Here is a 24999-nt window from a genome sequence, read left to right as displayed (position 1 = left end):
AGCACTCCCAAATGCATGGGACCATGGGCTACGTCCGAGACGGGTTGAGGAGTCCGGTGACGCGGGTGCGTTGGCTGCAGGCGATAGCCGTGATCGGCGCGACAGCGCTGCTCATGGCTGCGAGCTGTTCCTGGCATCTGGGGTCGGGCATCCCCCGCGGCGTGCCCCCGCCGCCCGGGGACCCGGTGCCGCAGATCGACACCTACGCCGCCGGCCGACCCGCCGACCAGCTGCACGACTGGGCTGCCGCGCGGGCCCCCTCTCTGGGCATTCCGGTCACCGCGCTGGAGGCCTACGCGTTCGCGGCGCGGGTCGCCGAGGTGGAGAACCCGGACTGCAACCTGAAGTGGACCACGCTGGCCGGCATTGGGCAGGTGGAAAGCCACCACGGCACCTACCGGGGTGCCATCGTCTCGCCCAACGGTGACGTGGAGCCGCCCATTCGCGGCGTGCTGCTCGACGGCACCGCCGGCAACCTGGAGATCCTCGACCACGATGCGGTCAGCCACGACGGTGACGAGCCATACGCCCGGGCCATGGGGCCGATGCAGTTCATCCCCGAGACATGGCGGCTCTACGGCGTGGACGCCAACAACGACGGGGTGATCGACGCCGACAACATCGACGACGCGGCGCTGTCGGCGGCGGGCTACCTGTGCTGGAGTGGTAAAAACCTCGACACACCGCGGGGCTGGATGAACGCGGTGCTGGCCTACAACAACTCCGAGCAGTACGCGCGCGCGGTGCGCGACTGGGCGACCGCCTACGCCAGCGGCCGACGACTCTAGGCAGCGCCGCCGTGCGGGGCAGGCTCTAGGCTCTTCACAGACAATCACCTCACCGGACCCGACCCAAGGAGACAACAGTGCCCATCATCGAGCAGGTCGCCGCCCGCGAGATCCTCGATTCTCGGGGCAACCCCACCGTCGAGGTCGAGATCGGCCTGCTCGACGGCTCTGTGGCCCGCGCAGCGGTGCCGTCGGGCGCGTCGACCGGTGAGCACGAGGCCGTTGAGCTGCGCGATGGCGGCTCCCGCTACCTGGGCAAGGGCGTGCAGAAGGCCGTCGAGGCGGTGCTCGACGAGATCGGCCCCGCGGTGATCGGCCTGGGCGCCGACGAGCAGCGCCTGGTGGATCAGGCGCTGGTGGATCTGGACGGCACCCCCGACAAGTCCCGGCTGGGCGCCAATGCGATCCTCGGCGTGTCGTTGGCGGTCGCCAAGGCCGCTGCGCAGTCGGCGGAGCTGCCGCTGTTCCGCTACGTCGGGGGGCCCAACGCCCATATCCTGCCGGTACCGATGATGAACATCATCAACGGCGGCGCACACGCCGACACCGGCGTCGACGTCCAGGAGTTCATGATTGCGCCGATCGGTGCGCCGTCGTTCAAGGAAGCGCTGCGCTGGGGCGCCGAGGTGTATCACTCGCTGAAATCTGTGCTCAAGAAGCAGGGTTTGGGCACCGGCCTGGGCGACGAGGGTGGTTTCGCCCCCGACCTGCCCGGGACGTCGGCAGCACTGGATCTGATCCTGTCGGCGATCGACGCGGCGGGACTGAAGGCGGGCAGCGAGGTGGCGCTCGCGCTGGACGTCGCGGCCACCGAGTTCTACAACAAGGACAGCGGTTACGCGTTCGAGAAGCAGACCCGCACCGCCGAGCAGATGGCGACGTTCTACGAGCAGTTGATGGGGTCCTACCCGCTGGTGTCGATCGAAGACCCGCTGTCGGAGGACGACTGGGATGGCTGGGTGGCGCTGACCACGGCCATCGGTGACCGGGTCCAGATCGTCGGCGATGACCTGTTCGTCACCAACCCCGAGCGGCTCGAGGACGGAATCCAGCGCGGTGCGGCCAACGCGCTGCTGGTCAAGGTCAACCAGATCGGCACGCTGACCGAAACTCTCGACGCGGTGTCGTTGGCGCACACGGCCGGGTACAAGACCATGATGAGCCACCGCAGCGGTGAGACCGAGGACACCACGATCGCCGACCTCGCGGTCGCGGTGGGCAGTGGTCAGATCAAGACCGGGGCCCCGGCGCGCAGCGAGCGTGTCGCGAAGTACAACCAGCTGCTGCGCATCGAGGAAGAGCTCGGCGACGCCGCCCGCTACGCCGGCGACCTGGCGTTCCCGCGATTCTCACTGGACCCCAAATAGCTCGTGCCCGACGCGAAACGGCCCGACCCCCGTCGGCGGACTCCGGCGTCCCGGCCAGCCAAGCCGGGCAGGTCCGGCGACGCCGGGCGCGCCAAGCCGCGGGGGACGTCGGTTCGTCGCGAGGCGCGAAATGGGGAGCCCGGCAAGGAACTGGCCGGTACCGGCCATGAGGACGATGCTGCCACCAAGTCCACCGGGTCGATCCGTGAATCGATCCTCATCTCGGCCGAGGCGGCCGCAGAGCAGCGATTCGGCTCGACTGCACGGCGGGCTGCCATCCTGGCTGCGGTGATCTGTGTGCTGACGTTGACGATCGCCGGGCCGGTGCGGACCTATTTCTCACAGCGCACCGAGATGAGACAGCTGCAGGCCAGCGAAGCCCAGCTGCGCGAACAGATCGCCGAGTTGGAGGAGCAGAAGGCCAAGCTCGCAGACCCGGTGTTCATCGCGGCGCAGGCGCGCGAACGGCTCGGCTTCGTGATGCCCGGGGAGATCCCGTATCAGGTCCAATTACCTCCTGGTGCAACCGATCCCGAAGCCGTGATCGAGGATCCGGCCGAGGTTGCCAGCAGTGATCCGTGGTATACCGCGCTGTGGAATACGATTTCCGATGTGCCACGTACGATTTCGCCGCCGACGCCGATACCGCCGCCCGGTGCGCCTGCGCCGGAGCCGCCGCCCGACCCGCCACCGCCCGGTGGTTGACCCGGCTGACCTCGAAGCCGTCGCGGCACAGCTGGGCCGGGAGCCGCGCGGCGTACTCGAGATTGCCTATCGTTGTCCCAACGGCGAGCCCGGGGTCGTCAAGACCGCACCGAAACTGCCCGATGGCACGCCGTTTCCGACGCTGTACTACCTGACCCATCCGGCGCTCACCGCGGCGGCCAGCAGGCTGGAGTCCTCGGGAATGATGCGGGACATGACCGAGCGGCTGGTCCACGATCCGGAGCTGGCCGCGGCATATCGTCGGGCGCACGACTCCTACCTGGCCGAGCGCGACGCGATCGAGCCACTGGGTACCACATTCTCCGGAGGCGGGATGCCCGACCGGGTGAAATGTCTGCATGTGGTGATCGCGCACGCGCTGGCGAAAGGCCCGGGAGTCAACCCGTTCGGTGACGAAGCGCTGGCAGTGCTGGCAATCGAGCCGGCGATGGCCGGCATAGTGGATCGGGAGCGGTGGGCATGACCAGAGTGGCAGCGGTGGACTGCGGAACCAATTCGATCCGGCTGTTGATCGCCGATGTCGCCGATGGGACCTTGACCGACGTTGTTCGGGAGATGCGGATCGTCCGGCTGGGTCAAGGTGTGGACGCCACCGGTGAGTTCGCCCCGGATGCGTTGGCGCGCACTCGGGTAGCGCTGACCGGCTACGCCGAGACCATGCAGCTGCACGGGGTCGACGCGGTGCGGATGGTGGCCACCTCGGCAGCGCGCGACGTCGCCAACCGTGACGAGTTCTTCGCGATGACGTCACAGGTGCTCGCAGATGTGGTGGCCGGCGCGGTCGCCGAGGTGATCACCGGTGACGAGGAGGCCGAGTTGTCGTTTCGGGGCGCGGTCGGCGAACTCGCCGCTGCGCAGGCACCTTTCGTCGTCGTCGACCTCGGCGGCGGGTCCACGGAGCTGGTCCTCGGCGGGCGTGAGGTGACGGCCGCCTTCTCGACCGACATCGGGTGTGTTCGGCTGACCGAACGCTGCCTGCATTCCGATCCACCCAGCAGACAGCAGATCGACGAGGCCCGATCGGTGGTACGCGCCGCGCTCGACGAGGCGCTGCGGGTGGTGCCCGTCGAGCAGGCACGCACCTGGGTAGGCGTGGCGGGCACGATGACGACGCTGGCCGCGCTGGCCCACAAGATGACGACCTACGACTCCGATGCGATCCACCTGTCGCGAGTTCCGTTCGAGGATCTGCTCGAGATCTGCGATCAGCTGTTGGCGATGACCCGTCAGCAACGCGCAGTCCTGGGGCCCATGCACGAGGGGCGGGTCGACGTCATCGGCGGGGGAGCATTGATCGTGCGGGAGCTGGCCGCCATCCTGGGCGAGCGCGCGGCTATCGAGGAGTTGATCGTCAGCGAGCACGACATCCTCGACGGCATCGCGCTGTCGATCGCCTGAGCGCGTCCAGGACCTTGTCGTGTGGCGGCCGAGGGAGGACAATCGGTTCCGACGGCAGCGCCGTCACGACGCTGCCTCACCGGAAGGAGGCAGATTGTGTACGCACGAACAACGACCGTCTGGGGGCGGCCGTCGTCGGTCGACGACGGTATCGCGTACATCCGCGACTCTGTGATGCCCGTGGTGCAGAAGTTGCACGGTTTTGTCGGTTTCTCGCTGCTCGTCGACCGCAGGTCGGGGCGGTGCATCGCGGCCAGCGCATGGCAATCCGAGGACGCGATTCAGGCCAGCGCACCACTGGTGCGCGAGGTGCGAGACCGCGCAGCGCAGATGCTGGGCGGAACCATGGAGGTGGCGGACTGGGAGATCGCCGTCATGCACCGCCACCACGAGAGTGCCGAAGGAGCCTGCGTGCGGGTGAGCTGGGTCGCCGTTGATCCAGCCCGGATGGATTCAGGCATCGAAATCTTCAAACAGGCTGTGCTACCCGTTCTCGACGGACTCGAAGGGCACTGCAGCACAAGCATGTTGGTCAACCGCGCTGCGGGGCGCGCGGTGGTGTCGTCAGCCTACGACAGCATGGATACGCTAGCGCACCACCGGGCCGAGTTGGACCGGATCCGAGATGCAACGGTCGAGCAGACGGGCGCAGAGGTGTTGGAGGAGTGCAACTTCGAGTTGGCGATCGCGCACCTGAGGGTGCCGGAACTGGTCTGATCGCCCGGTCCGGCTTCGTCAGCTGCGCAGGATCTTGTCGAGGGCGTCCAGCACAGACGGGTCCTCGATGGTCGAGGGCACCGGTTCGTCGCGGCCTGCCGCGATTCCCCGCATGGTCTTGCGCAGGATCTTCCCGGAGCGTGTCTTGGGCAGCGCAGGCACCACGTCGACGAGCTTGAAGGATGCCACGGCGCCGATCTCGTTGCGCACCAACGCCACCAGCTCATCGGCCAGACCCTCGGTGGGGGCGCCGGCTTTGACGACCACCAGTCCGCGCGGCGCCTGCCCCTTGATGTCGTCGGGCACGCCGATCACGGCGCACTCGGCCACCGACGGGTGGGTGGCCAGGACTTCCTCGATGGCCCCGGTGGAAAGGCGATGTCCGGCAACGTTGATGACGTCGTCGATGCGCCCCATGACGAACAGGTAGCCGTCGACGTCGAACCGTCCGCCGTCCCCGGTGAGGTAGTAGCCGGGGTACTCGGTCAGGTAGGACGCGCGGTACCGGTCGTCGGCGTGCCAGAGGGTGGGCAGCGTTCCCGGCGGCAACGGCAGCTTGATGCAGATGGCGCCCTCCTCGCCGGTCTGGCACGGGTGGCCGTCTTCGCGCAGGATGTGTACTTCGTAACCGGGCATCGGAACCGTGGGCGAACCAGCTTTGACCGGAAAGTGTTCGGTGCCCATGGGATTGGCGGCGATCGGCCAACCTGTCTCGGTCTGCCACCAGTGGTCGATGACGGGGATTGCGAGCTTCTCGGCCGCCCAATAGTAGGTATCGGGGTCGAGTCGTTCGCCGGCCAGGAACAGGTACTTCAAGCCGGAGGTGTCGTAACGATTCAGGTGGGTGCCCTCGTGGTCGTCCTTGCGGATCGCGCGGATCGCCGTCGGGGCGGTGAACAGTGCCTTGACGCCGTGCTGGGCGGCGACTCGCCAGAACGCGCCGGGATCGGGTGTCCCGACCGGTTTGCCTTCGTAGAGCACCGTGGTGGCGCCGAGCAGCAATGGAGCGTAGACGATGTAGGAGTGGCCGACGACCCATCCGACGTCGGAGGCCGCCCAGAACACGTCGCCCGGATCGATGTCGTAGATGTGGCGCATGCTCCACAACAGTGCGACGGCGTGTCCGCCGTTGTCGCGCACGATGCCTTTGGGTTTGCCGGTGGTGCCCGAAGTGTAGAGCACGTAGAGCGGGTCGGTTGCGGCGACCGGCACCGCGTCGGCCGGGGTGCGGCCGGCCATCGCGGCGTCCCATTCCAGGTCGCGGCCCTCGACCAGGTCGCAGCGCAACCGTTCGCGCTGCACGATCACGCAATGTGCGGGCGGGTGGGCAACCATGGCCAGTGCGGCGTCGAGCATGGGCTTGTACTCGACGGTGCGGTTGGGCTCGATCCCGCAGGATGCGGACACCACCACGGCGGGGCGCACGTCGTCGATGCGCACCGCGAGTTCGTGCGGGGCGAATCCGCCGAACACCACCGAGTGCACCGCGCCCAATCGTGCGCAGGCCAGCATCGCGATGACCGCTTCGGGGATCATCGGCATGTAGATGACGACGCGGTCGCCCTTGCCGACGCCCAGGTCGCGCAGCACGCCGGCGAACCGCGCGGTGTGGTCGAGCAGTTCCCGGTAGGTGTAGGTGCGCTGGGTGTCGGTGACCGCCGAGTCGTAGATCAGGGCGGCTTGGTCGCCGCGACCGGCCTCGACGTGGCGGTCCAGCGCGTTGGCGCAGGTGTTGAGTTCGGCGTCGGGAAACCAGCGGTAGAACGGCGGGTTGTCGTCGTCGAGGATGCGCTGCGGAGGTTTTGTCCAGGTGACGGCGGTGGCCGCGTCCGCCCAGAACCGCTCGGGGTCGTTGATGCTGGCTTCGAAGAGTTCGCGATACCCAGGCATGGGTGCACCGTAGACCTTTCGGATTAGTCTCAGGGGCATGACGAGCCAACCTCCGGAGATTCCTGGCGTTCGCAGACGCTTTGTCACCGCCCGTGGCGTGAACTTCCACGTGACCGAGGCAGGCCCCGAGGACGGCAGGCCGGTGCTGGCGCTGCACGGCTGGCCGCAGCACCACTATGTGTACCGCGACCTGCTGGGCGATCCGCCCCCCGGGTTGCGCATCATTGCCCCCGATCTGCCGGGCTATGGCTGGTCCGGGGCGGCGCCGCACCGCTGGGCCAAAGAGGATGTGGCCGCCGACCTGGTCGCGTTGATCGACGCGCTGGGCCTGGAGCGGTTGCTGCTGGTCGGGCACGACTGGGGCGGCTACATCGGGTTCCTGGTTTCGCTGCAGGCCCCCGAGCGCATCGATGCGTACCTGCCGCTGAACATCGCCCACCTGTGGGTGCCGCCGAAAGTGCTCGCGCCGCACCTGTGGCGGTTCCTGATGTATCAACCGCTGATCGCCTTTGCCGGCGTGCCGGTGCAGACGCGGACACCGTTCCTCGACGTGGTGTACCGCAAGGTCTCGGAGGTAGACCCGCACACCGCGCGGGTCTACACCGAGCGCTTCCGGGATCCGCTGGTGGCGCGCACCGCACGCGACACCTATCGGACGTTCCTGCTGCACGAAGTGCCGTCGGTGGCGCGCAAGGGCGAGCGGCGGCGTGCCACGGTGCCTATCCGGGCGCTTTTCGGGACGGGTGATGAAGCCATCCATCCCGACCTCGCGGCCGCCGAGACCGCGCGCGCCGACGACTACACGGTCGAGTACACCGACTGCGGCCACTTCATCCTCGACGAACGCCCGGAGTTGGTGCGCGCCAAGCTGATCGCGCTGGCACAAGAGTTCCCGCCCCGCGTTGCACCGGCCGGGGCCGCGGAATAGCATTCCTGGTCGCGAATTTTCGAATTTCGTAACCAGGAATGCTGATATGGGGAGCGTTTTGTCAAGTGGGCAGGGTGAAGCGGCGGCCGCAACCGTCGTTGTGGCCGCCGCTTCCTCGGCCAGTGCGGTGGTGTCGATGCGGGACTGGCGCGCGTGTCGTGGCGACGGCTTGTCAGTCTGAAATGCGCGGGTTGGTTACCGCAGGGCGGTGTTTCGAGTGACGGTGGACCGCTGTCTATTCACGAGCGTGATCCATTGTGGCGTTTGGGGATTACTCATAGCATTCGCGCGGGTCACCGTCAGCTTGCCCGCCTGTACCCGGCAGCGACACGGCACTGGACGTTTGTGGGGTTGGCCTACTCGTCGAGGACGGCCAACGACCAGCACCAGCCGGCCAACTCGCGGGCGATCGCGGTGTTGGCCACCGCGGGGCGTTTGGCGCGGGCGTCAAACCCGCGCCAGCGGGTGTGCAGACGCTGGTTGGCCTGCTGACCGCGTCGGCGTGCCGCCGGGCTGGCTACCTGCCAGCGCCGTCGCAGCGCCACCCCGGGGCGGTAGGGGCGGCGATGGTGCCAGGCCGCCTCGATCAACAAGCGACGCGCGTGGGAGTTGCCGGTGCGGGTGATCGCTCCCTGCACTCTGGAGGCGCCCGAGGAGTACTCGGTAGGCACCAATCCCAGATAGGCCCCGATGGTGCGGCCGTTCAGCCGTGACCAGTCTCCGATCTCCACCGCTAAACCGAACGCCGTCAACGTGGACACCCCGCGCAGACAGCCCAGCCGACGCACCACCGCGCCGAACTCGCTGTCGCCGGCCATGTCGGTGATCGCGGCATCGAGGCGGTCCCGCCGATCCCCGCACGCCAACATCGTCTCCACCGCAGTGTCATAAGCAGCCTGGGCCGGCGCCGCGTCGAAGCGTTGCCGCTGCAGCCACGCCTCATGTGCCACCGTCCACGCAGATCCGCCGCTGTAGACCAGGTTGTGACGCAACAGCAGCGCAGCCACCCGATGTCGGGCCCGCATCAGGTCAGCCCGGCAGTCCTCCCGGGCGCGCACCAGATCCCGTGCCGCTTCACGCTCGAGGCTGGGAATACAGACCGGCGTGATCTCGCCCAGATGCAGCAGACGGGCCAGATGGGCGGCATCGCGGGCGTCAGTCTTGACCCGATCGCCGGACGGGCGCACCAACTTCGACGGTGCGGCAACCAGACACTCAACCCCAGCCTCAAGCAGGAACCGGGCTAACCCGAAACCGGTCGGTCCGGCCTCGTACGTCACCGCAACCGGGCCGGGCAACCCGCTGACCCAACTCTGGATCTCGCGGTGATCTGGACTCAACCGGCGCTGGAACACCTCACCGGTCTGACCATCAAGTGCACACCCGAACACCGAACGTGCGTGCACATCTAAACCAACACTCGTACGCTGAAACTTCACTGGGGCCTCCCACAGTTGTGGCTCTACCGGCCAGGACCCAATTCCTGACGGCAACCCACGCTCACATGTGGTGAGGCCCCAGCCTCCCCATACTGTCTATTCCGCGGGGGCATGGTTGATGGCCACAAATGACAGGTTCCGCCATCCCGGTCTGGTGATCGCCGGCTCTTTCCTCATCGCGATCACCGTGGGCACCGCGCTGCTGTCGCTGCCGATCGCCGCACAGGCGGGGGAGAGTGCGACTCTGATGGAGGCGCTGTTCACCGCGACATCCGCGGTGTGCGTGACGGGCCTGGTCGTCGTCGACACCGCAACCTACTGGTCCACTTTCGGTGAAGTCGTCATCTTGCTCCTCATCCAAGTCGGTGGGCTGGGGATCATGACCATTGCGTCGTTGACGGTGGTGCTCCTGTCACGCCGGCTGGGGTTGCGCGCTCGGTTGATCGCCGCCGCGCAGACACGGTCACTGACGGTGCGCGACATCGGCCGCGTGGTGCGCAATGTGACGATCTTCGCGGTGGTCTGCGAGATCATCGTGTCGGCTGTGTTGACGGCCAGATTGTTGATGAGCACGGACATGAGCTTCGGCTCAGCGCTTTATCACGGTGTGTTCCATGCCATCTCGGCCTTCAACAACGCCGGTTTCGCGTTGTACGCCGACAGCTTGACCCGCTATGTCGGAGACGCCTGGATCCTGCTGACCATCGCGATCGCGGTGATCGTCGGCGGACTGGGTTTCCCGGTGGTTTTCGAACTGGCCAAGTCGTGGCGCCATCCGGGGTCGTGGTCGGTGACCACACGGGTGACGGTCTGGGTGACGGTGGTCCTGCTGTTCCTCGGCACGGTGGCGCTGGCGGCCGTCGAGCACACCAACCCCGACACCCTGGGTGCGCTGGCTCCACCAGGTCGTCTGTTGGCTGCGTTCTTCAGCGCGACGATGCCCCGAACCGCTGGATTCAACGCCATCGACATCGGCGCGATGACACCTGAAGGACTGTTCCTCACCGAGTTCCTGATGTTCATCGGGGGCGGAAGCGCAGGGACAGCCGGGGGAATCAAGGTGACGACATTCGGGCTGTTGGCGGTCGTGGTGTGGGCCGAGTTACGCGGGGAGGATCGGGTGAACGTCGGACCCCGTCAGATACCGCCCGACAACCAGCGGCAGGCACTGGCGGTGGTACTGGTGTCGGTGGCGTTGATCGCGATCTCGGTGTTCGCCCTGCTGGCAGAAACCAAGCTTGCCTTCGAGGACGTCCTGTTCGAGGTGGTCTCAGCATTCGCGACGGTAGGTCTGTCGACGGGTATCACCGCAGATCTGCCCGAGGCCGGTCAAGTGGTGTTGATCGTGCTGATGTTCGTCGGCCGGATCGGACCGCTGACGCTGGCGTCGGCGCTGGCGCTGCGGCAACGTGAGCGCCGATACGAATTGCCGATGGAAAGGATCAATCTTGGCTGATGTCTCGAACGAGCCGGTCGTCGTCATCGGACTGGGGCGCTTCGGAAGTTCGATCGCACTGGAACTGACCCGGCGCGGAACCGAGGTGCTGGCGATCGACCAGTCGCCAAAGTTGGTGCAGAGCTTGGCCGGCCGCTTGACCCGTGTGGTCGCCGCAGACTGTACCGATGAGGAGACGCTGCGCGAACTCGGTGTCGACGAGTTCTACCGGGCCGTGGTCGCGGTGGGCACCGACATCGAAGCCAGCATTCTGATCACGTCGATGCTGGTGGAGATGGAGGTCGACGATATCTGGGCCAAAGCGGTCAGTGACCATCACGGGCGAATCCTTGAGCGGATCGGTGCCGGACACGTCGTGTACCCCGAGCGTGAAGCCGGGCAACGGGTTGCCCACCTGGTTTCCGGCCAGTTGCTCGACTACCTCCAGGTCGACGAGGACTTCGCGATCGCCAAGATCCGGCCACCACACGCGTTTGTGGGAATGCCCCTGGGGGAGACGAGGTTACGGTCGAAGTTTCACGTCACTGTGGTAGCTGTGAAATCCAACGGTGGGGAGTTCACCTACGCGGCAGCAGACACCGAGTTGGTCTACGACGATGTCATCCTCATCAGTGGCCGGGTCAACGACATCGACCGCGTCGTCGGACTCGGTTGACGGACCGATTGTTCTTGAAGTCCCGAATCAGGAACACCCGCCGTCACCGACGCCATGACGAGCAGCGTCGCGAGGGTGAGGTAGTCGTATCAGGTCTGAAAGCCATACGTGTCCATCACGATCCCTTCCGCAGGTGGACAACGGTGCGGATGTGGCGGTGTTGTCCGACCAGTTCCCAGAATCCCCTTTCGGCGGGCCAAGCATCCGAGTCCCGCGATCACCGTTCTCGACGGTGGTGACGAGCAGGGCGCGGGAGGTGGCCATTCGGGGAGCCTGCATGCCGGCGTTGGCGACCGATATCTCCGGATCGAGCCCTGATGTCGAACCTTGCGATACCGACGTCGCAGCGTGGGATTCGATGCTGGCGGCGGTGCAGTCACTGGGCTCGCCGGGCGCAGGCATCGGGTCTGGGTGGTCAGGTGCAGCAGTCGGGGTTCAGGACCGCGCAGAGGGCTTGCAGGGCTTGCGGGTGTGGCCGGTGGTAGACGTTCATGCCGCGGCGGTCGGAGATCACCAGGCCGGCCTTGCGCAGTTGGGTCAGGTGGTGGCTGACCGTGCCGTCGGACAGGTTCAACGCGGCCGCGAGTGCGCCGCTGATCTCCTCGCCGGCCGACGAGCTGAACAGGTAGGACATGATCTTGACCCGCGCTGGATCGGCCAGGGCCTTCAGCCGAAGCGCCACCTGCAGGGCGTCGTCGTCGCTCATCGGCCCGGCGGCGACCGGGGCGCAGCAAACGGGAGCGGAGATGTCGATCACCGGCAGCGCTTTGGGCATGATCCCAGACTGCCATAGATATTGACATATATCAAAAAGGTGGCATGCTGAGCGCTGACGCGTCAGTTCGATATATGTCTAACTCTCTGTCAGGAGGTCGATCATGTCCCGTGTTCAACTGGCCCTCAACGTCGATGACCTTGAGGCCGCAATCACGTTCTATACCAAGCTGTTCAACACCGAACCGGCCAAACGCAAGCCCGGCTATGCCAACTTCGCGGTCACAGAGCCACCACTGAAGCTGGTACTCCTCGAAAACCCCGGCCATGGGGGAACGCTCAACCACCTGGGCGTCGAGGTGGGATCCAGCGACACCGTGAACGCCGAGATCGCACGACTGGCCGGCGAAGGCTTGTTCACCGAGGAAGAGATGGGCACCACGTGCTGTTTCGCCACCCAGGACAAGGTCTGGGTCACCGGGCCCGGCGGTGAGAAGTGGGAGGTCTACACCGTGCTCGCTGACTCCGACACCTTCGGCGCGAGCCCCCAGCGCCCGACCGAGGACTCCGATCAGGCCGTGTGCTGCGGTGGACAAGCGACTCCCGAGCAGCCGGCCGTCGCGGGCGCAGCCTGCTGCTGAACGGTATGCAGCGGGAGGGGATCGGCGTCCGTACCGCACGGCCCGGCGCCGATCCCTGTATCCCGGGTTGGTTCACCTGGTGTTCGCTTGTGCACCGAATCGATGACTATCAATATCGTGGTGTGTGCTCCTGAAGGTGGGCATCGACATACGAGCGACCCGGACGTCCCCACCGCCCTAACCGCAAGGAAAAACCCGATATGTCAGCGAAATCGGTGCTGTTCGTCTGCGTCAGCAACGCCGGAAAATCTGTGATGGCCGCCGGCCTCATGCGCCACCTCGCAGGTGGCGACGTGCACGTCGCCTCAGCGGGCACCCACGCGAAAACTGCTGTCAACGATGTCGCTGTGCAGACATTGGCAGAAGTCGGCGTCGACATCAGCGACCATCGTCCGACCCAGCTCACCGACCAGATGATCGCCGACGCCGACCGAGTCGTCATCGTAGGAACTCAAGCCGACCTCAAGCACCACCCCGACACGCTCATCCAGCGATGGGAGACCGACGAACCGTCACTGCGCGGTATCGAAGGAATCGACCGCATGCGAATCATCCGTGACGACATAGCCGCACGCGTCAACGCCCTGGCAGCCGAACTGACCACGCGTTAAGGTCACTCAGAACGCCGGGCCGCGGAATAGACAGTATGGGGAGGCTGGGGCCTCACCACATGTGAGCGTGGGTTGCCGTCAGGAATTGGGTCCTGGCCGGTAGAGCCACAACTGTGGGAGGCCCCAGTGAAGTTTCAGCGTACGAGTGTTGGTTTAGATGTGCACGCACGTTCGGTGTTCGGGTGTGCACTTGATGGTCAGACCGGTGAGGTGTTCCAGCGCCGGTTGAGTCCAGATCACCGCGAGATCCAGAGTTGGGTCAGCGGGTTGCCCGGCCCGGTTGCGGTGACGTACGAGGCCGGACCGACCGGTTTCGGGTTAGCCCGGTTCCTGCTTGAGGCTGGGGTTGAGTGTCTGGTTGCCGCACCGTCGAAGTTGGTGCGCCCGTCCGGCGATCGGGTCAAGACTGACGCCCGCGATGCCGCCCATCTGGCCCGTCTGCTGCATCTGGGCGAGATCACGCCGGTCTGTATTCCCAGCCTCGAGCGTGAAGCGGCACGGGATCTGGTGCGCGCCCGGGAGGACTGCCGGGCTGACCTGATGCGGGCCCGACATCGGGTGGCTGCGCTGCTGTTGCGTCACAACCTGGTCTACAGCGGCGGATCTGCGTGGACGGTGGCACATGAGGCGTGGCTGCAGCGGCAACGCTTCGACGCGGCGCCGGCCCAGGCTGCTTATGACACTGCGGTGGAGACGATGTTGGCGTGCGGGGATCGGCGGGACCGCCTCGATGCCGCGATCACCGACATGGCCGGCGACAGCGAGTTCGGCGCGGTGGTGCGTCGGCTGGGCTGTCTGCGCGGGGTGTCCACGTTGACGGCGTTCGGTTTAGCGGTGGAGATCGGAGACTGGTCACGGCTGAACGGCCGCACCATCGGGGCCTATCTGGGATTGGTGCCTACCGAGTACTCCTCGGGCGCCTCCAGAGTGCAGGGAGCGATCACCCGCACCGGCAACTCCCACGCGCGTCGCTTGTTGATCGAGGCGGCCTGGCACCATCGCCGCCCCTACCGCCCCGGGGTGGCGCTGCGACGGCGCTGGCAGGTAGCCAGCCCGGCGGCACGCCGACGCGGTCAGCAGGCCAACCAGCGTCTGCACACCCGCTGGCGCGGGTTTGACGCCCGCGCCAAACGCCCCGCGGTGGCCAACACCGCGATCGCCCGCGAGTTGGCCGGCTGGTGCTGGTCGTTGGCCGTCCTCGACGAGTAGGCCAACCCCACAAACGTCCAGTGCCGTGTCGCTGCCGGGTACAGGCGGGCAAGCTGACGGTGACCCGCGCGAATGCTATGAGTAATCCCCAAACGCCACAATGGATCACGCTCGTGAATAGACAGCGGTCCACCGTCACTCGAAACACCGCCCTGCGGTAACCAACCCGCGCATTTCAGACTGACAAGCCGTCGCCACGACACGCGCGCCAGTCCCGCATCGACACCACCGCACTGGCCGAGGAAGCGGCGGCCACAACGACGGTTGCGGCCGCCGCTTCACCCTGCCCACTTGACAAAACGCTCCCCATATCAGCATTCCAGGTCAGAGATTTCCGATTTCCGCAATGAGGAACGCTATTCCGCGGGCGGATCGCTTACGGCGTTCAGTGCGCGACGATGCCGGCCGCACGGGCGCGGTCGACGGCGCTCTCCCAGGTTGTCTCGCCGACCACCAGCGCGGCCAGCGCAGCGGTGAGAGCCACGCTGGACAGGACCCAGTATGCGGTCGGGGCCAGCGCGGCGCTGGTGACAACCAGCATCGTCACTACGCTTGCCAGCAATGCCAGAATCGGGGTCCACCGGATCCGCCATGCGTTGCCGAAACCCGTGGCGGGGCGAGGGTCAACTGTCGCGGTCATGCCTCCACGATCAGCTCCGTAGCTAAGAGCGGGCTCACCGCAATCTGTGAACTTCCTTGGAGACTGCTAGGACGGCGGTGCCTCGTGGGTCAGGGCCTGGTAGCCGTGGGCGCTGGCGCGCTGCACACTCGCGCGGACGACGCCCATGATCAAACCTTGGATGGCCGCGGCGGTGATGACGGTGACGGTGGACTGCTGCAGGTCGGTCGGGTCGGGTGCCTCCGGGTCATTGTCGCCGACACGCTTCCAGACCTGTTTGAAAATGGTGCCGGCCAGTAGACCGCCACCGACTCCGGCGGCCAGTGACAGCGGCGTGTACAGCGATCTGGACAGTTTGCTCATGGTTCACTCCCGATGTGTCTGTGGCGCGGCGCAGGCTGAACCTCTGCGTACCCGAGCGCGCTGAGGTCAAACCTGGGGTGTTTCGCGGCTGACATGCGATGATCACGCTATGGCTGGTGTGCCTGACGACGAGGATCAACAGCTCTACCGCGGCCGCCGGGAGACCAGGACCGAACGGCTGGACCGCCAGTGGAACAGCTTGCTGCAGGAGCTGCGAGTCGTTCAGACCGGCGTGCAGGTGCTGACCGGCTTTCTGTTGATGCTGCCCTTCCAGAGTCGTTTTGACATTCTCAGCGGCCCAATGCGCGTGGTCTACCTGTTCACCGTGTGCACCGCGGTGGTTTCCACCGCGCTGCTCGTCGCGCCCGTGGCGATGCACCGAGTGCTGTTCCGTCGGCAGAAGCTGGACAGCCTGGTGTCGGCCTCGCACGTATGCGCTTACGCGGGCGTGCTGCTCCTCGGATTGTCGGTGGTGGGGATGACGGTGGTCGTGTTCTACGCCGTGGTGGGCTCGGTGCCCGCACTGGTGGCCGGTGGTTGCGCCTTGGTGGTGTTCAGCGCGTTCTGGCTGCTGCTGCCGTTGGAGATGCGTCGATCGCAGCAGCCGACGCCGTAGTCCCTGCAGGTCGTGGAGTTTCGTGCGCTGGGTCGAGGGTATGCGGCGCTGACGACACTTCAAGGAGGGGTGATGGCTGACAGCGACGTGACACCTGAGGGCGTGATTCCCTACCCGGGCAAGACCGCCGACATGGCCGACAAGCCGCAGGACGAGATGCGCGACTACCTCGGATCGAACCTGCTGGCGGGCAAACGCGCCTTGATCACCGGTGGTGATTCCGGCATCGGAAGGGCGGTGGCCGTTGCGTTCGCCAAAGAGGGCGCCGACGTCGCGATCGCCTATTTGGAGGAGGATGACGATGCGGCACACACCGTGTCGCTGGTCGAGTCCGAAGGCCGGCGCGCGGTGAGGTTGCGTGGTGACCTCGCCGATGCGACGCACTGCCGCTCGGTCGTCGAGGAGACGGTCAGCGCGCTGGGCGGGCTGGACATCGTGGTCAACAATGTGGCGTTCCAGTCGCCGATGTCAGACTTCACCGACATCAGTGACGAGCAGTGGCGGCGGACCTTCGCGGTCAACATCGACAGCTTCTTCTATGTGACCAAGGCGGCATTGCGGCATCTGCCCGATGGGTCGGCGATCATCAACACCAGCTCCATCAACGGGTTGCGGGGCAACAAGACCCTGATCGACTACTCGGCGACCAAGGGGGCGGTCAACGCGTTGACCTACTCACTGGCGCAATCCCTGGCGGAGAGAAACATTCGCGTCAACTGTGTGGCGCCGGGACCGGTGTGGACGCCGTTGATCCCCGCCACGATGGACCAGGAGAACACCGAAGGGTTCGGAGAGCAGACGCCGATGGGCCGCGCCGCCCAGCCCGACGAGATCGCCCCGTCCTACGTGTTCTTCGCTGCCGGGCGGCTGTCGTCGTACTACAGCGGTGAGGTGCTGGCTCCCATCGGTGGTGAAACACTGCCAGGCTGAGAACTTTTCGGCCATGACCTGACAGCCGGCCAGTCGCGAGGTCGGAGCAGCGTTTGGTTTCTGCGGCGTGGGGTAGTCGCAGCGGCATGAAAGCAGTCACGTGGCATGGCCGGCGAGATGTCCGGGTCGACACCGTCGACGACCCCGAAATCGAGCAGCCCAGCGACGCCATCATCGAGGTGACGTCGACCAACATCTGCGGCTCCGATCTTCATCTCTATGAGGTGCTCGGTGCGTTCATGCACGAAGGTGACATCCTCGGCCACGAGCCGATGGGGATCGTCCGTGAGGTCGGCGCCGAGGTGACGAACCTGTCGGTAGGGGACCGGGTCGTCATCCCGTTCCAGATCTCGTGCGGGCACTGCTTCATGTGCGACCAGCAACTGTTCACCCAGTGTGAGACCACTCAGGTCCGCGACCAGGGCATGGGGGCGGCGCTTTTCGGTTACTCGGAGCTCTACGGTCAGGTGCCGGGCGGCCAGGCGCAGTATCTGCGCGTTCCGCAGGCGCAGTTCACTCACATCAAAGTCCCGGAGGGGCCGCCAGATTCGCGCTTCGTCTACCTGTCTGACGTGTTGCCGACAGCGTGGCAGTCGGTGGCCTACGCCGATATCCCGGACGGCGGTTCGGTGACAGTTCTGGGCTTGGGCCCGATCGGTGACATGGCGGCGCGTATCGCTGCGCATCTGGGCTATCGGGTGTTCGCGGTGGACCGGGTTCCCGAGCGGTTGGAGCGGGCCAAGGCCCGCGGCATCCACACCATCGATCTGCGTGAGGTCAACGGTTCGGTCGGCGATGTGGTGCGTGACCTGACCGACGGCCGGGGCAGCGACGCGGTGATCGACGCGGTCGGTATGGAGGCGCACGGCTCGCCGATCGCGCATGCCGCTCAGACTGCTACGGCGTTTCTTCCCGACGCCATCGCCAAACCGCTTATGCAGAAGGCCGGGGTGGACCGACTCGATGCGTTGTATGCGGCGATCGACTGTGTCCGGCGCGGTGGCACGCTGTCCCTGATTGGGGTATACGGCGGGATGGCCGACCCGATTCCGATGTTGACCCTCTTCGACAAGCAGCTGCAGGTGCGGATGGGCCAGGCCAACGTCAAGAAGTGGGTCGACGACATCATGCCGCTGCTGACCGACTCCGACCCGCTGGGCGTGGACACCTTTGCCACCCACGTGCTGCCACTAGATCAGGCCCCACACGCCTACGAGGTCTTCCAGAAGAAGCAGGACGGAGCCGTCAAGATCATCCTGGAGCCCTGAGAGGCCCCGGTGAGGCTGGCCCGCAGCAAGCTGAATTCAGCTGGTATCACACGAAAGCGTCGCGGAAAAGGTTTCGCGTACTACGGACCGGACGGCGAGCTGCTCGCCGACCCCGACACCGCTCAACGCATTCAGGAATTGGTCATCCCGCCGGCGTGGAAGAACGTCTGGATCAGTCCGAAACCGAACGGCCACATCCAAGCCGTCGGCGTCGACGCGGCGGGTCGCCGGCAGTACCTGTACCACCAGCGGTGGCGGCAGGAGCGCGCGGAGGAAAAGTTCGACCGTGTGTTGGAGATGTCGGCGCTACTTCCGCAGTGGCGGGCCGAGGTTGCCAAAGACCTTGCCGGGCGCGGACTCACCCGCAACAGGGTGTTGGCGTTGGCGCTGCAGCTGCTGGACCGGGGATATTTTCGCGCCGGGGGTGAGCAGTCTGCCGAAGAACACGAGCACTACGGGTTGGCGACGCTGCTGTGTGAGCACGTGACGCTGAAGCGCGATGCGGTCGAGTTCGACTACCCGGCCAAGAGTGGAGTGCAGCGCACCATCGAGGTCAGCGACCCGGAGGTGGTGCGCGCCGTACGGTCGCTGATGCGTCGAACCGACCGATCCGGCCGGTTGCTGGTGTGCCGCAGCCCCAACAGCGATTGGGTCGACCTGCGCGCCGACGACCTCAACGCCCGGTTCAAGGAACTGGTGGGCGACGACTACACCGTCAAGGACCTCAGGACCTGGCACGGCACCGTGCTGGCGGCAGCCGCCTTCGCCGACGCCAAGCCGCCGACATCGAAGACGGCGATCAAGCGGGCCGCAGCCGGGGTGATGAAAGAGGTGTCCGAGGAACTGGGTAACACGCCCGCGGTGGCGCGCTCGTCCTACGTCGACCCACGGGTGGTCACCGGCTACCAGCAGGGGCTGACCATCACGTCGGCGACCAAGCGGGCCTCGAAGGTAGGCGACCCCGATGAGGCGCAGGCGGTGCTGGAGAAGGCGACACGATTGCTGATACGGCGCGTCGCGCGCAGCTGAACGAGGTGTTTGGGCACGCCGCGGTGTGGAAATCCGGTCAGAAGCCGTCGTCACTTGTCATATGAGGAGGACAGCAGATGCCGAACTCGTCGATAAAGAACGAGAAAATGTACGAAGAGCTCCGGGACCAGGGCAACTCCAAAGAGAAGTCGGCCCGCATCGCCAATGCTGCGGCGGCCCGGGGCAGGTCAGCAGTGGGCCGCAAGGGCGGTCATTCCGGTTCCTACTACGACTGGAGCGTCTCTGACCTCAAGAAGCGCGCCAAAGAACTCGGGATGTCGAACTACTCACATCTGACGAAGGACAAGCTGATCACCAAATTGCGCAACCACTGACGTCACTCCGTTTTGGCGCGCGCCTCAGCACCGGACTCCTCGGCGTCGATGTCGTCGTCGGAGCCGATGCGCCCCACATAAGGACCGGAGTCGGGATTTTCGCCGTCCTCGTCGACGCGGGACCCCGCGACGTTGGGGTCGGATTCGACGTCAGATTCGGCTTTCTCGGAGCGCGGATCACTCATGACGGACCTCCTACGTTGCGTCCGTGCAGTGATGCCCGCGCCGCGGGGTTCCGAAACCCGCGTGAGGTGATGACGTGATGGGCGCCGGTGTGGCATTCCTTACCGATGTCTTGCGTGCCGTTTGGTCATGATCACGCCGGGTATCTCGCAGGCATGTCGGATACCAACAGACCGGTGCGGGCTGTCGGGTTGATTTGTAGTCTGAAACCCAGCCCCGCCGATTCCAGCAGTGCCCTGATCGCCGACGACGTCGCCAAGACACTGCGGAGCCAGGGAGCAGAGTGCGAGACGGTGCGCTGCGTCGACTACGACATCGCCCCGGGCATCGAGGCGGACATGGGCGGCGGTGATGAATGGCCGAAAATCCGTGAAAAGGTGCTGGCAGCCGACATTCTGCTGCTGAGCACACCGATCTGGCTGGGACATCCGTCGTCGGTCACCCAGCGGGTGCTGGAGCGGCTCAACGCCGAGATGTCGAACGAGGACGATCAGGGCCGGCCCGTGATGGCCGGCAAGGTCGCGATCGTCAGCGTCGTCGGCAATGAGGACGGCGCGCATAAGGTGGTCGCCGATGTTCTGCAGGGGCTCAACGACATCGGCTTCAGTGTTCCGGCGCAGGGGTGCACGTATTGGAATGGCCCGGCGATGGGGTCGACCGACTACAAGGACATCGACGAGGTGCCGGAATCGGTGGCCTCGGCCACCGCGGCGGCCGCCCGCAACGCGGTGCATCTGGCGCGTGCGCTGCAGCAGTCGCAGTACCCGCCTTACCAGTGACGAACGCCGAGATACCACGGCGAGAGGAGAACGAAATGCCTGATACCTCAAGAGATCCGGTTGATCATGCCCGCACCACCCGCCAGCATGCCGGGGAGACGATGAAGGCCGGCCACAACGCTCCGGGCCTGATCGCAGTCGGCCTCGGTGTGCTCTCGTTGGTGGTCGGTCTGTACGCGTTGGCCAATGCCGCCACCATGGGCGGCATCATCGGAATCGTTGTTGCCCTGATCCTGATCGGCGGCGGACTGCTGTGGCTGGCCAGGATGCACCGAAAAGTGCAGCTTCAGCAACAGGACTGGCACGCCAAGAACCCCGAAGCGCACTACGAACCCCCGACGAGCTGAGGTCGGGGACCGCACCGACAACGCCCAACGGCCGGCCGGCGCACTGCAGGTGCGCTGGTCGGCTCACTTTGGTCCACCGCACTCTGCGCTATGGTCCACATGAGGTTGCCCGAACGTTGACAGTCATCGGATGCGGGGGAGCGCGTCGCTAAGATCAGGCGACGGCCCCCATAGCCCAATTGGCAGAGGCAGCGGACTTAAAATCCTCCGACCTGGGCGTTTGGAGCGTTGGGTGGCTTCGACAGTCAACGGAACAATCCGCTATAGCTGCGACTATGAAGTTGGTTGTGTTGTCGCGCCGTGGAGCTAGCTGAAAGCGCTGCGGTATCCACTGCGGTATCTCTGGTGGGTCCTTCGCCTACGCACCTCATACGCGGCATCCTTATTTCTTGCTTCGGCGGCCATCTCCGGATCCAGCGGTCGCGGCGGTTGGAGATCGTGTTACGGGGTGCCGTTGGATGGACGAAGCCTCGGCAAGACCGGCGGCGTAGAGCTTCACGACCGGGCTGTCGTCAGGCATTGGGTCGCCGATCTGCGACTGCGACTGCTGGCGGCGGCGATGGAGCGCGACGCGTACATTTTGAAGGTGCCGGCGTGCGCGGTGCTTGAGGGCTTCTCGCGTTCGTGCTCTTCGGGGCCGCCCACGACCGTGGTGGTGACGTTGAGTCGCATACCAGGTTTCCGGCCGAGACGTGGTCGGTAGCTTTATGTCGAGTGCGACGACGCATTCGACCGGATGGCTGCATAGAAGGGGCTGCGCGCTTGGTTCTGGGCATGGCGTTCTCCCCGGGGCGCTGGGCTGGAATCGAACGGTCAGCACCGGTGATCTGGTCGTGGCGTTCCGATACGCGAATGGGCCGCCGGTTGTGGAGACACATGTAGCGCGAGATCCGCCTGAGGCTTACGCAGATGGCAAGGGGGCTTTGTCGTTTAGCCTCGACTACGCCTTTGCCCGGTCGTCCTTCGTGCTGTCGCACCTGTCTTCGCGCGAGCCACCGCTTTGGTCGGAACTTTCTTGATCGGCACTTTAGCGGGCTGAGCGAGCCTGGTTCCGATGACTGGACTTGCAGCCTTGACCGCCGTCACAGGGGAAGGCGATACTCCGCGACGCCGAGCGACGCTCGACTCGAGTTTCGCCAGAAGATCAGACACATCATCGGGGTCCAGCCCTTCGAGCCCCGGACCTCGCTCGTCCCCTTGTTCATTGGCCAGTTGGCTGACTCGCTGGGGTGAAATGTCGAGCAGTTCGGCAACGTCTCGGACCGGGATTCCGTATCTAGTGAGCCAGAGTGCGAACTCTTGAGCGTTCCGCATTGCTTCGTTCTCGAGCGTTTGGGCGTGTGCACGCATGTTCCTGATTCCGCGGGCACTCTCGAGTAGCTCCCTAAATACTGGGTCTTGCATGCGGACGCTGGCTGTCTCGATCGAAATGTCGTCGTAAGGGACGTTCTGATCTAGCGCGATGTACTCGCGTGCGCGAGTCGTCGCTTCAGACAGCCTTCGGGCTTGGGTCACCCCGTCGATATCAGGGATGTAGACCATCCACCACTTGCCTTCACGAGCAATTTCGATCTTGTACTGGTGCGTCATCATTCCCCCTTCTGCGCATCGGCGGGATCAGTGTCTGGCTTCGCCCTGCTGGACTGCGCCGCTTTTTCGATTGCTTTGTTTATTTGCCGCACAACTCCAGGCGAAATAGATTTGTCAGCATCGGGAATGGACACGTGGAACCCGCTGGGGTGCAGCCACTTGGTGTGGTCTCCCTTCCCGCCCGCTGGAGCGAAGCCGGCATCCCTCAAGCGTCTGTGGACCTTTCGGGTCGGCTCTTCTTTGACCATAATTCTAGTCTAGTTGCCTGGACTATTTCTAGTCAAGGGGACTAGACAATAGGTGACAATGCCTGCCAACGCCAGCACTCTAAGCCGATTGAACCTCTTGGCTGACTGAGTCGGTGACCTCGGCGGGTAAGAACTGCGAGTATTTTTCTCGGAGGTAAGCCAATCCCGAGTCGTGAGAGGTTTCGTACTCCAGCGAGTTCTGGACGAATTTGAGTCGGTGCTCGGCGTCCGAGATCAGCTCGCTCCACTGCTTCACGACGATCCGATACGGGCTCTCCTGTACGACACCGAACGGCAGATGCGGTTGCCGCCGTTGCTCGTCAACGGTCCGGGTGGTCTCGTTGCCGACCAGCCAGAAGTCCCACTTGACATTCGGTTGAGCAAACGCCTCGTCGTTGACGATTGCGCTGGCGTAGGACCGCAGTTGGCTCACGTCGTCGTCATCCAGCTTGTGCTTGGGTCGTTTAAGCTCAACCACGAGATGTTCAAACGAGTCGGCATTCGTCTGCAGCCGACGGCCGAGTACCAGGTCCGGTATCGCATCTGAGCCGTCCTCCAACCGCACCTCCTTAAGGTCAGCTAGCTCGACGTGCGTTCCCAGCTTCTCAAGGAACTTCTTGAGTACCTTGCTCAAGCGTTCGTCGTCACCGGTCAGGCTCCACTCCTCGCCGAAGATCCAGGTTTCGTGCGCAAGGATGCGGTGCAACTGCCGGCGTTCCAGCAGCCGTCGCTTGATCTGCCGGTCGAACAGGATCGTGCCCAACCCGCTGAGAAACTCCATGCGGGTACCGATGGCGCGGCCGGTTTGAATCAGCTGCGTCAGCGATGTGTGCCTCAACAGCTGCGCGAGCTCATCCACCCGAGACTTTGGCAGCCGGGCCAGATCGGACAGGATCGGCAAGAGCGCCTCGGGGTCGGTCTCGAACGTTTCTTTGAGAAGTCGCAGCGCCATCGCTTTTGGGCCGCCGCTCTTGCTCTCGTCAATGGTCCGGGAAGCGGCAAGGGCGACGACCTTGAACGTGTCTCGCGTCGCCTGGTCGACGGGTGTTTTGGGCTGGTCCTTGTAGGGCCACACCCCTTCGTCGCGCCAGCGTTGGACAGTGGCGGCTTCGCGGAGTCGTTGTCTTTCCGCGAGATGGTCACGTAGCGCATCGCGGGCAGCGTGGATCAACTGCCCGCGAGGCGTGTCCGTGTCGTCTTCCAAAGCGACCGGATCGTCGCTGACGAAGCCCTCCCAAGTCAGGTAGGCGGTGAATTCCGAGCCGGGAGCTTGGACCCTGGCCTCTACCTCGTCGAGGACGCGGGCATCCGCATCGCAGAGGAAGATGGACCGCCGCACGTTCTGCAAATCCCACTCAATGACCGTGAGGTTGGCTTGGCCGTCCCAGCGTTGCGGGTCGCTCAGCGGGATCTCCTCACGGTGTATCTCGACCGACGCCGGATCGATACGCTCGCCGAGGAAACGAATTTGGAAATCCTTGTAGCGCTCAAGATGCAGTGCAAACTCGGTGAGAACAGCCTGCCGTAGGTCGTCGGGTGCGTCGAAGCTCGACAACGCACCTGGCGCCAATTGGTGTACTGAGACGACTGTCCCGGACTCGGCAACGTCCGAACCGACGTCGGAGGCTTCGATGTCGAAGGTGTCGAGCGACGACCTGTGACCGGTCACTTGCACAACGCCGAGCCCGCCCTCCACGCGCTCCGACGTGGAGACCCAGCGCACCAGACTGCCCAGCGCGAACGCGGTGTAACGGCCCCGTCCGTGCCGTCCGTGCACTACGCGCTGGCCACTCTCGCTTCGAGTGCCTGGCATCAGCTTCCAGCTATCGCCAACACGGGAAAATGCATGCTCCGCCTTCTCGCGATTCATGCCGTTGCCGTCGTCGGTCACGGCGATCTGTTCGATCCCGCCGAGGTCGTTGTACTCGCAGGTCACGGCGATGTGGTGCGCGTCTTCGTCGAAGGCGTTCCAGATGAGTTCGGTCAGGCCAGTGGAGGGCTTTTTGACGTACCCCTCCAGAATGGACTGACCTGCTTGGACCTTGACCGTGGTCATGGCTACATCGTTTCACGCGGGTCCGACGGAGACGTGTTGGTTGCAGCAAAGCGCAACTTCGTAAGTCCCGCTTTAGCCTAGGTAGTCCACCCTGGCG

General features: G+C 65.1%; 29 protein-coding genes. 19 read left to right on the top strand and 10 right to left on the bottom strand.

The window, feature by feature from the left end:
- Positions 1–56: 56 nt before the first annotated feature.
- The 6 genes from KXD98_RS20690 to KXD98_RS20665 all read left to right on the top strand — a co-directional run bounded on the left by KXD98_RS20690 (position 57) and on the right by KXD98_RS20665 (position 4996).
- Positions 57–788: a lytic transglycosylase domain-containing protein gene (locus KXD98_RS20690; protein WP_260760148.1), complete on the top strand. Its 732-nt coding sequence runs from the start codon at positions 57–59 to the stop codon at positions 786–788.
- Positions 789–865: 77 nt separating this feature from the next.
- Positions 866–2155, top strand: a complete 1290-nt coding sequence (eno, locus tag KXD98_RS20685; RefSeq protein WP_260760147.1) for a phosphopyruvate hydratase — start codon at positions 866–868, stop codon at positions 2153–2155.
- A 3-nt stretch (positions 2156–2158) separates the two neighbouring features.
- Positions 2159–2860 (top strand): septum formation initiator family protein, encoded by a 702-nt coding sequence (locus tag KXD98_RS20680; RefSeq protein WP_260760145.1) that lies wholly within the window; start codon positions 2159–2161, stop codon positions 2858–2860.
- Entirely contained in the window at positions 2853–3344 is a 492-nt protein-coding gene (locus KXD98_RS20675) for a DUF501 domain-containing protein (protein WP_260760144.1), read from the top strand. The genes KXD98_RS20680 and KXD98_RS20675 overlap by 8 nt, the downstream gene beginning before the upstream one ends.
- Positions 3341–4279 carry a Ppx/GppA phosphatase family protein gene (locus KXD98_RS20670; RefSeq protein ID WP_313901245.1) on the top strand — a complete coding sequence of 313 codons (939 nt, stop codon included), beginning with the start codon at positions 3341–3343 and terminating at the stop codon, positions 4277–4279. Before KXD98_RS20675 ends, KXD98_RS20670 begins: the two co-directional genes overlap by 4 nt.
- 96 nt (positions 4280–4375) lie before the next feature.
- Positions 4376–4996, top strand: a complete 621-nt coding sequence (locus tag KXD98_RS20665; RefSeq protein ID WP_260760142.1) for a hypothetical protein — start codon at positions 4376–4378, stop codon at positions 4994–4996.
- An 18-nt stretch (positions 4997–5014) separates the two neighbouring features.
- Here the strand turns inward: KXD98_RS20665 and KXD98_RS20660 are convergent, their stop codons facing one another.
- Positions 5015–6886, bottom strand: coding sequence for a propionyl-CoA synthetase (locus tag KXD98_RS20660; RefSeq protein WP_260760140.1), 1872 nt, complete (start codon positions 6884–6886; stop codon positions 5015–5017).
- 37 nt (positions 6887–6923) lie between these two features.
- Between KXD98_RS20660 and KXD98_RS20655 the strand changes: the two genes are divergently transcribed.
- On the top strand, positions 6924–7814 hold the full coding sequence (locus tag KXD98_RS20655; RefSeq protein ID WP_260760138.1) for an alpha/beta fold hydrolase: 891 nt from the start codon (positions 6924–6926) through the stop codon (positions 7812–7814).
- Between the two features lie 356 nt (positions 7815–8170).
- Here the strand turns inward: KXD98_RS20655 and KXD98_RS20650 are convergent, their stop codons facing one another.
- A complete protein-coding gene (locus KXD98_RS20650) occupies positions 8171–9220 on the bottom strand; it encodes an IS110 family transposase (protein WP_260760132.1) in 1050 nt (349 codons plus the stop codon).
- A 151-nt stretch (positions 9221–9371) separates the two neighbouring features.
- On the opposite strand from KXD98_RS20650, the gene KXD98_RS20645 reads away from it, so the two are divergent.
- Positions 9372–10709, top strand: a complete 1338-nt coding sequence (locus KXD98_RS20645; RefSeq protein WP_260760137.1) for a TrkH family potassium uptake protein — start codon at positions 9372–9374, stop codon at positions 10707–10709.
- On the top strand, positions 10702–11364 hold the full coding sequence (locus KXD98_RS20640) for a TrkA family potassium uptake protein (protein ID WP_260760136.1): 663 nt from the start codon (positions 10702–10704) through the stop codon (positions 11362–11364). The genes KXD98_RS20645 and KXD98_RS20640 overlap by 8 nt, the downstream gene beginning before the upstream one ends.
- A gap of 27 nt (positions 11365–11391) precedes the next feature.
- Here the strand turns inward: KXD98_RS20640 and KXD98_RS28585 are convergent, their stop codons facing one another.
- Together KXD98_RS28585 and KXD98_RS20635 are read right to left on the bottom strand one after the other, a co-directional pair.
- Positions 11392–11766, bottom strand: coding sequence for a potassium-transporting ATPase subunit C (locus KXD98_RS28585; protein WP_396881745.1), 375 nt, complete (start codon positions 11764–11766; stop codon positions 11392–11394).
- A gap of 13 nt (positions 11767–11779) precedes the next feature.
- The gene (locus KXD98_RS20635) at positions 11780–12139 is read right to left on the bottom strand and encodes an Rv2640c family ArsR-like transcriptional regulator (RefSeq protein WP_260760135.1); all 360 of its coding nucleotides are present in this window, start codon (positions 12137–12139) and stop codon (positions 11780–11782) included.
- A 103-nt stretch (positions 12140–12242) separates the two neighbouring features.
- Between KXD98_RS20635 and KXD98_RS20630 the strand changes: the two genes are divergently transcribed.
- From KXD98_RS20630 to KXD98_RS20620, 3 genes are all read left to right on the top strand, one after another.
- Positions 12243–12719 carry an ArsI/CadI family heavy metal resistance metalloenzyme gene (locus tag KXD98_RS20630; protein WP_260760134.1) on the top strand — a complete coding sequence of 159 codons (477 nt, stop codon included), beginning with the start codon at positions 12243–12245 and terminating at the stop codon, positions 12717–12719.
- A 200-nt stretch (positions 12720–12919) separates the two neighbouring features.
- A complete protein-coding gene (locus KXD98_RS20625) occupies positions 12920–13330 on the top strand; it encodes a low molecular weight phosphatase family protein (protein ID WP_260760133.1) in 411 nt (136 codons plus the stop codon).
- A 159-nt stretch (positions 13331–13489) separates the two neighbouring features.
- Entirely contained in the window at positions 13490–14539 is a 1050-nt protein-coding gene (locus KXD98_RS20620; protein ID WP_260760132.1) for an IS110 family transposase, read from the top strand.
- 385 nt (positions 14540–14924) lie between these two features.
- Here the strand turns inward: KXD98_RS20620 and KXD98_RS20615 are convergent, their stop codons facing one another.
- On the bottom strand, positions 14925–15179 hold the full coding sequence (locus tag KXD98_RS20615; RefSeq protein WP_260760131.1) for a hypothetical protein: 255 nt from the start codon (positions 15177–15179) through the stop codon (positions 14925–14927).
- 66 nt (positions 15180–15245) lie between these two features.
- On the bottom strand, positions 15246–15521 hold the full coding sequence (locus tag KXD98_RS20610) for a DUF4235 domain-containing protein (protein ID WP_260760130.1): 276 nt from the start codon (positions 15519–15521) through the stop codon (positions 15246–15248).
- Positions 15522–15630: 109 nt separating this feature from the next.
- Between KXD98_RS20610 and KXD98_RS20605 the strand changes: the two genes are divergently transcribed.
- The 5 genes from KXD98_RS20605 to KXD98_RS20585 all read left to right on the top strand — a co-directional run bounded on the left by KXD98_RS20605 (position 15631) and on the right by KXD98_RS20585 (position 19699).
- Positions 15631–16137, top strand: coding sequence for a DUF6328 family protein (locus tag KXD98_RS20605; protein ID WP_260760128.1), 507 nt, complete (start codon positions 15631–15633; stop codon positions 16135–16137).
- Positions 16138–16209: 72 nt separating this feature from the next.
- Entirely contained in the window at positions 16210–17067 is an 858-nt protein-coding gene (locus KXD98_RS20600; RefSeq protein ID WP_260760127.1) for an SDR family oxidoreductase, read from the top strand.
- Positions 17068–17153: 86 nt separating this feature from the next.
- Positions 17154–18335 carry a zinc-dependent alcohol dehydrogenase gene (locus tag KXD98_RS20595; RefSeq protein ID WP_260760125.1) on the top strand — a complete coding sequence of 394 codons (1182 nt, stop codon included), beginning with the start codon at positions 17154–17156 and terminating at the stop codon, positions 18333–18335.
- A 9-nt stretch (positions 18336–18344) separates the two neighbouring features.
- On the top strand, positions 18345–19364 hold the full coding sequence (locus KXD98_RS20590; protein WP_260760123.1) for a DNA topoisomerase IB: 1020 nt from the start codon (positions 18345–18347) through the stop codon (positions 19362–19364).
- Positions 19365–19441: 77 nt separating this feature from the next.
- Complete coding sequence (locus tag KXD98_RS20585) at positions 19442–19699, top strand: Rho termination factor (RefSeq protein WP_260760122.1); 258 nt, start codon at positions 19442–19444, stop codon at positions 19697–19699.
- A 2-nt stretch (positions 19700–19701) separates the two neighbouring features.
- Here the strand turns inward: KXD98_RS20585 and KXD98_RS20580 are convergent, their stop codons facing one another.
- On the bottom strand, positions 19702–19884 hold the full coding sequence (locus KXD98_RS20580) for a hypothetical protein (RefSeq protein WP_260760121.1): 183 nt from the start codon (positions 19882–19884) through the stop codon (positions 19702–19704).
- Between the two features lie 153 nt (positions 19885–20037).
- Between KXD98_RS20580 and KXD98_RS20575 the strand changes: the two genes are divergently transcribed.
- The gene (locus KXD98_RS20575; protein ID WP_260760120.1) at positions 20038–20661 is read left to right on the top strand and encodes a flavodoxin family protein; all 624 of its coding nucleotides are present in this window, start codon (positions 20038–20040) and stop codon (positions 20659–20661) included.
- Between the two features lie 35 nt (positions 20662–20696).
- On the top strand, positions 20697–21008 hold the full coding sequence (locus KXD98_RS20570; RefSeq protein WP_260760119.1) for a DUF308 domain-containing protein: 312 nt from the start codon (positions 20697–20699) through the stop codon (positions 21006–21008).
- Between the two features lie 930 nt (positions 21009–21938).
- On the opposite strand, the gene KXD98_RS20565 is transcribed toward KXD98_RS20570, so the two are convergent.
- The 3 genes from KXD98_RS20565 to KXD98_RS20555 all read right to left on the bottom strand — a co-directional run bounded on the left by KXD98_RS20565 (position 21939) and on the right by KXD98_RS20555 (position 24902).
- Positions 21939–22601 carry a hypothetical protein gene (locus tag KXD98_RS20565; RefSeq protein WP_260760118.1) on the bottom strand — a complete coding sequence of 221 codons (663 nt, stop codon included), beginning with the start codon at positions 22599–22601 and terminating at the stop codon, positions 21939–21941.
- Positions 22598–22846 (bottom strand): type II toxin-antitoxin system HicA family toxin, encoded by a 249-nt coding sequence (locus tag KXD98_RS20560; RefSeq protein ID WP_163678473.1) that lies wholly within the window; start codon positions 22844–22846, stop codon positions 22598–22600. The genes KXD98_RS20565 and KXD98_RS20560 overlap by 4 nt, the downstream gene beginning before the upstream one ends.
- Before the next feature lie 79 nt (positions 22847–22925).
- Positions 22926–24902, bottom strand: coding sequence for an ATP-binding protein (locus KXD98_RS20555; protein ID WP_260760116.1), 1977 nt, complete (start codon positions 24900–24902; stop codon positions 22926–22928).
- Positions 24903–24999 lie beyond the last annotated feature (97 nt).

This window comes from Mycobacterium sp. SMC-4 (assembly GCF_025263265.1).
Classification (GTDB): Bacteria; Actinomycetota; Actinomycetes; order Mycobacteriales; family Mycobacteriaceae; genus Mycobacterium.
Note: the sequence above shows the minus strand (reverse complement) of the source record. Positions and strands in the feature narration are given on the sequence as shown.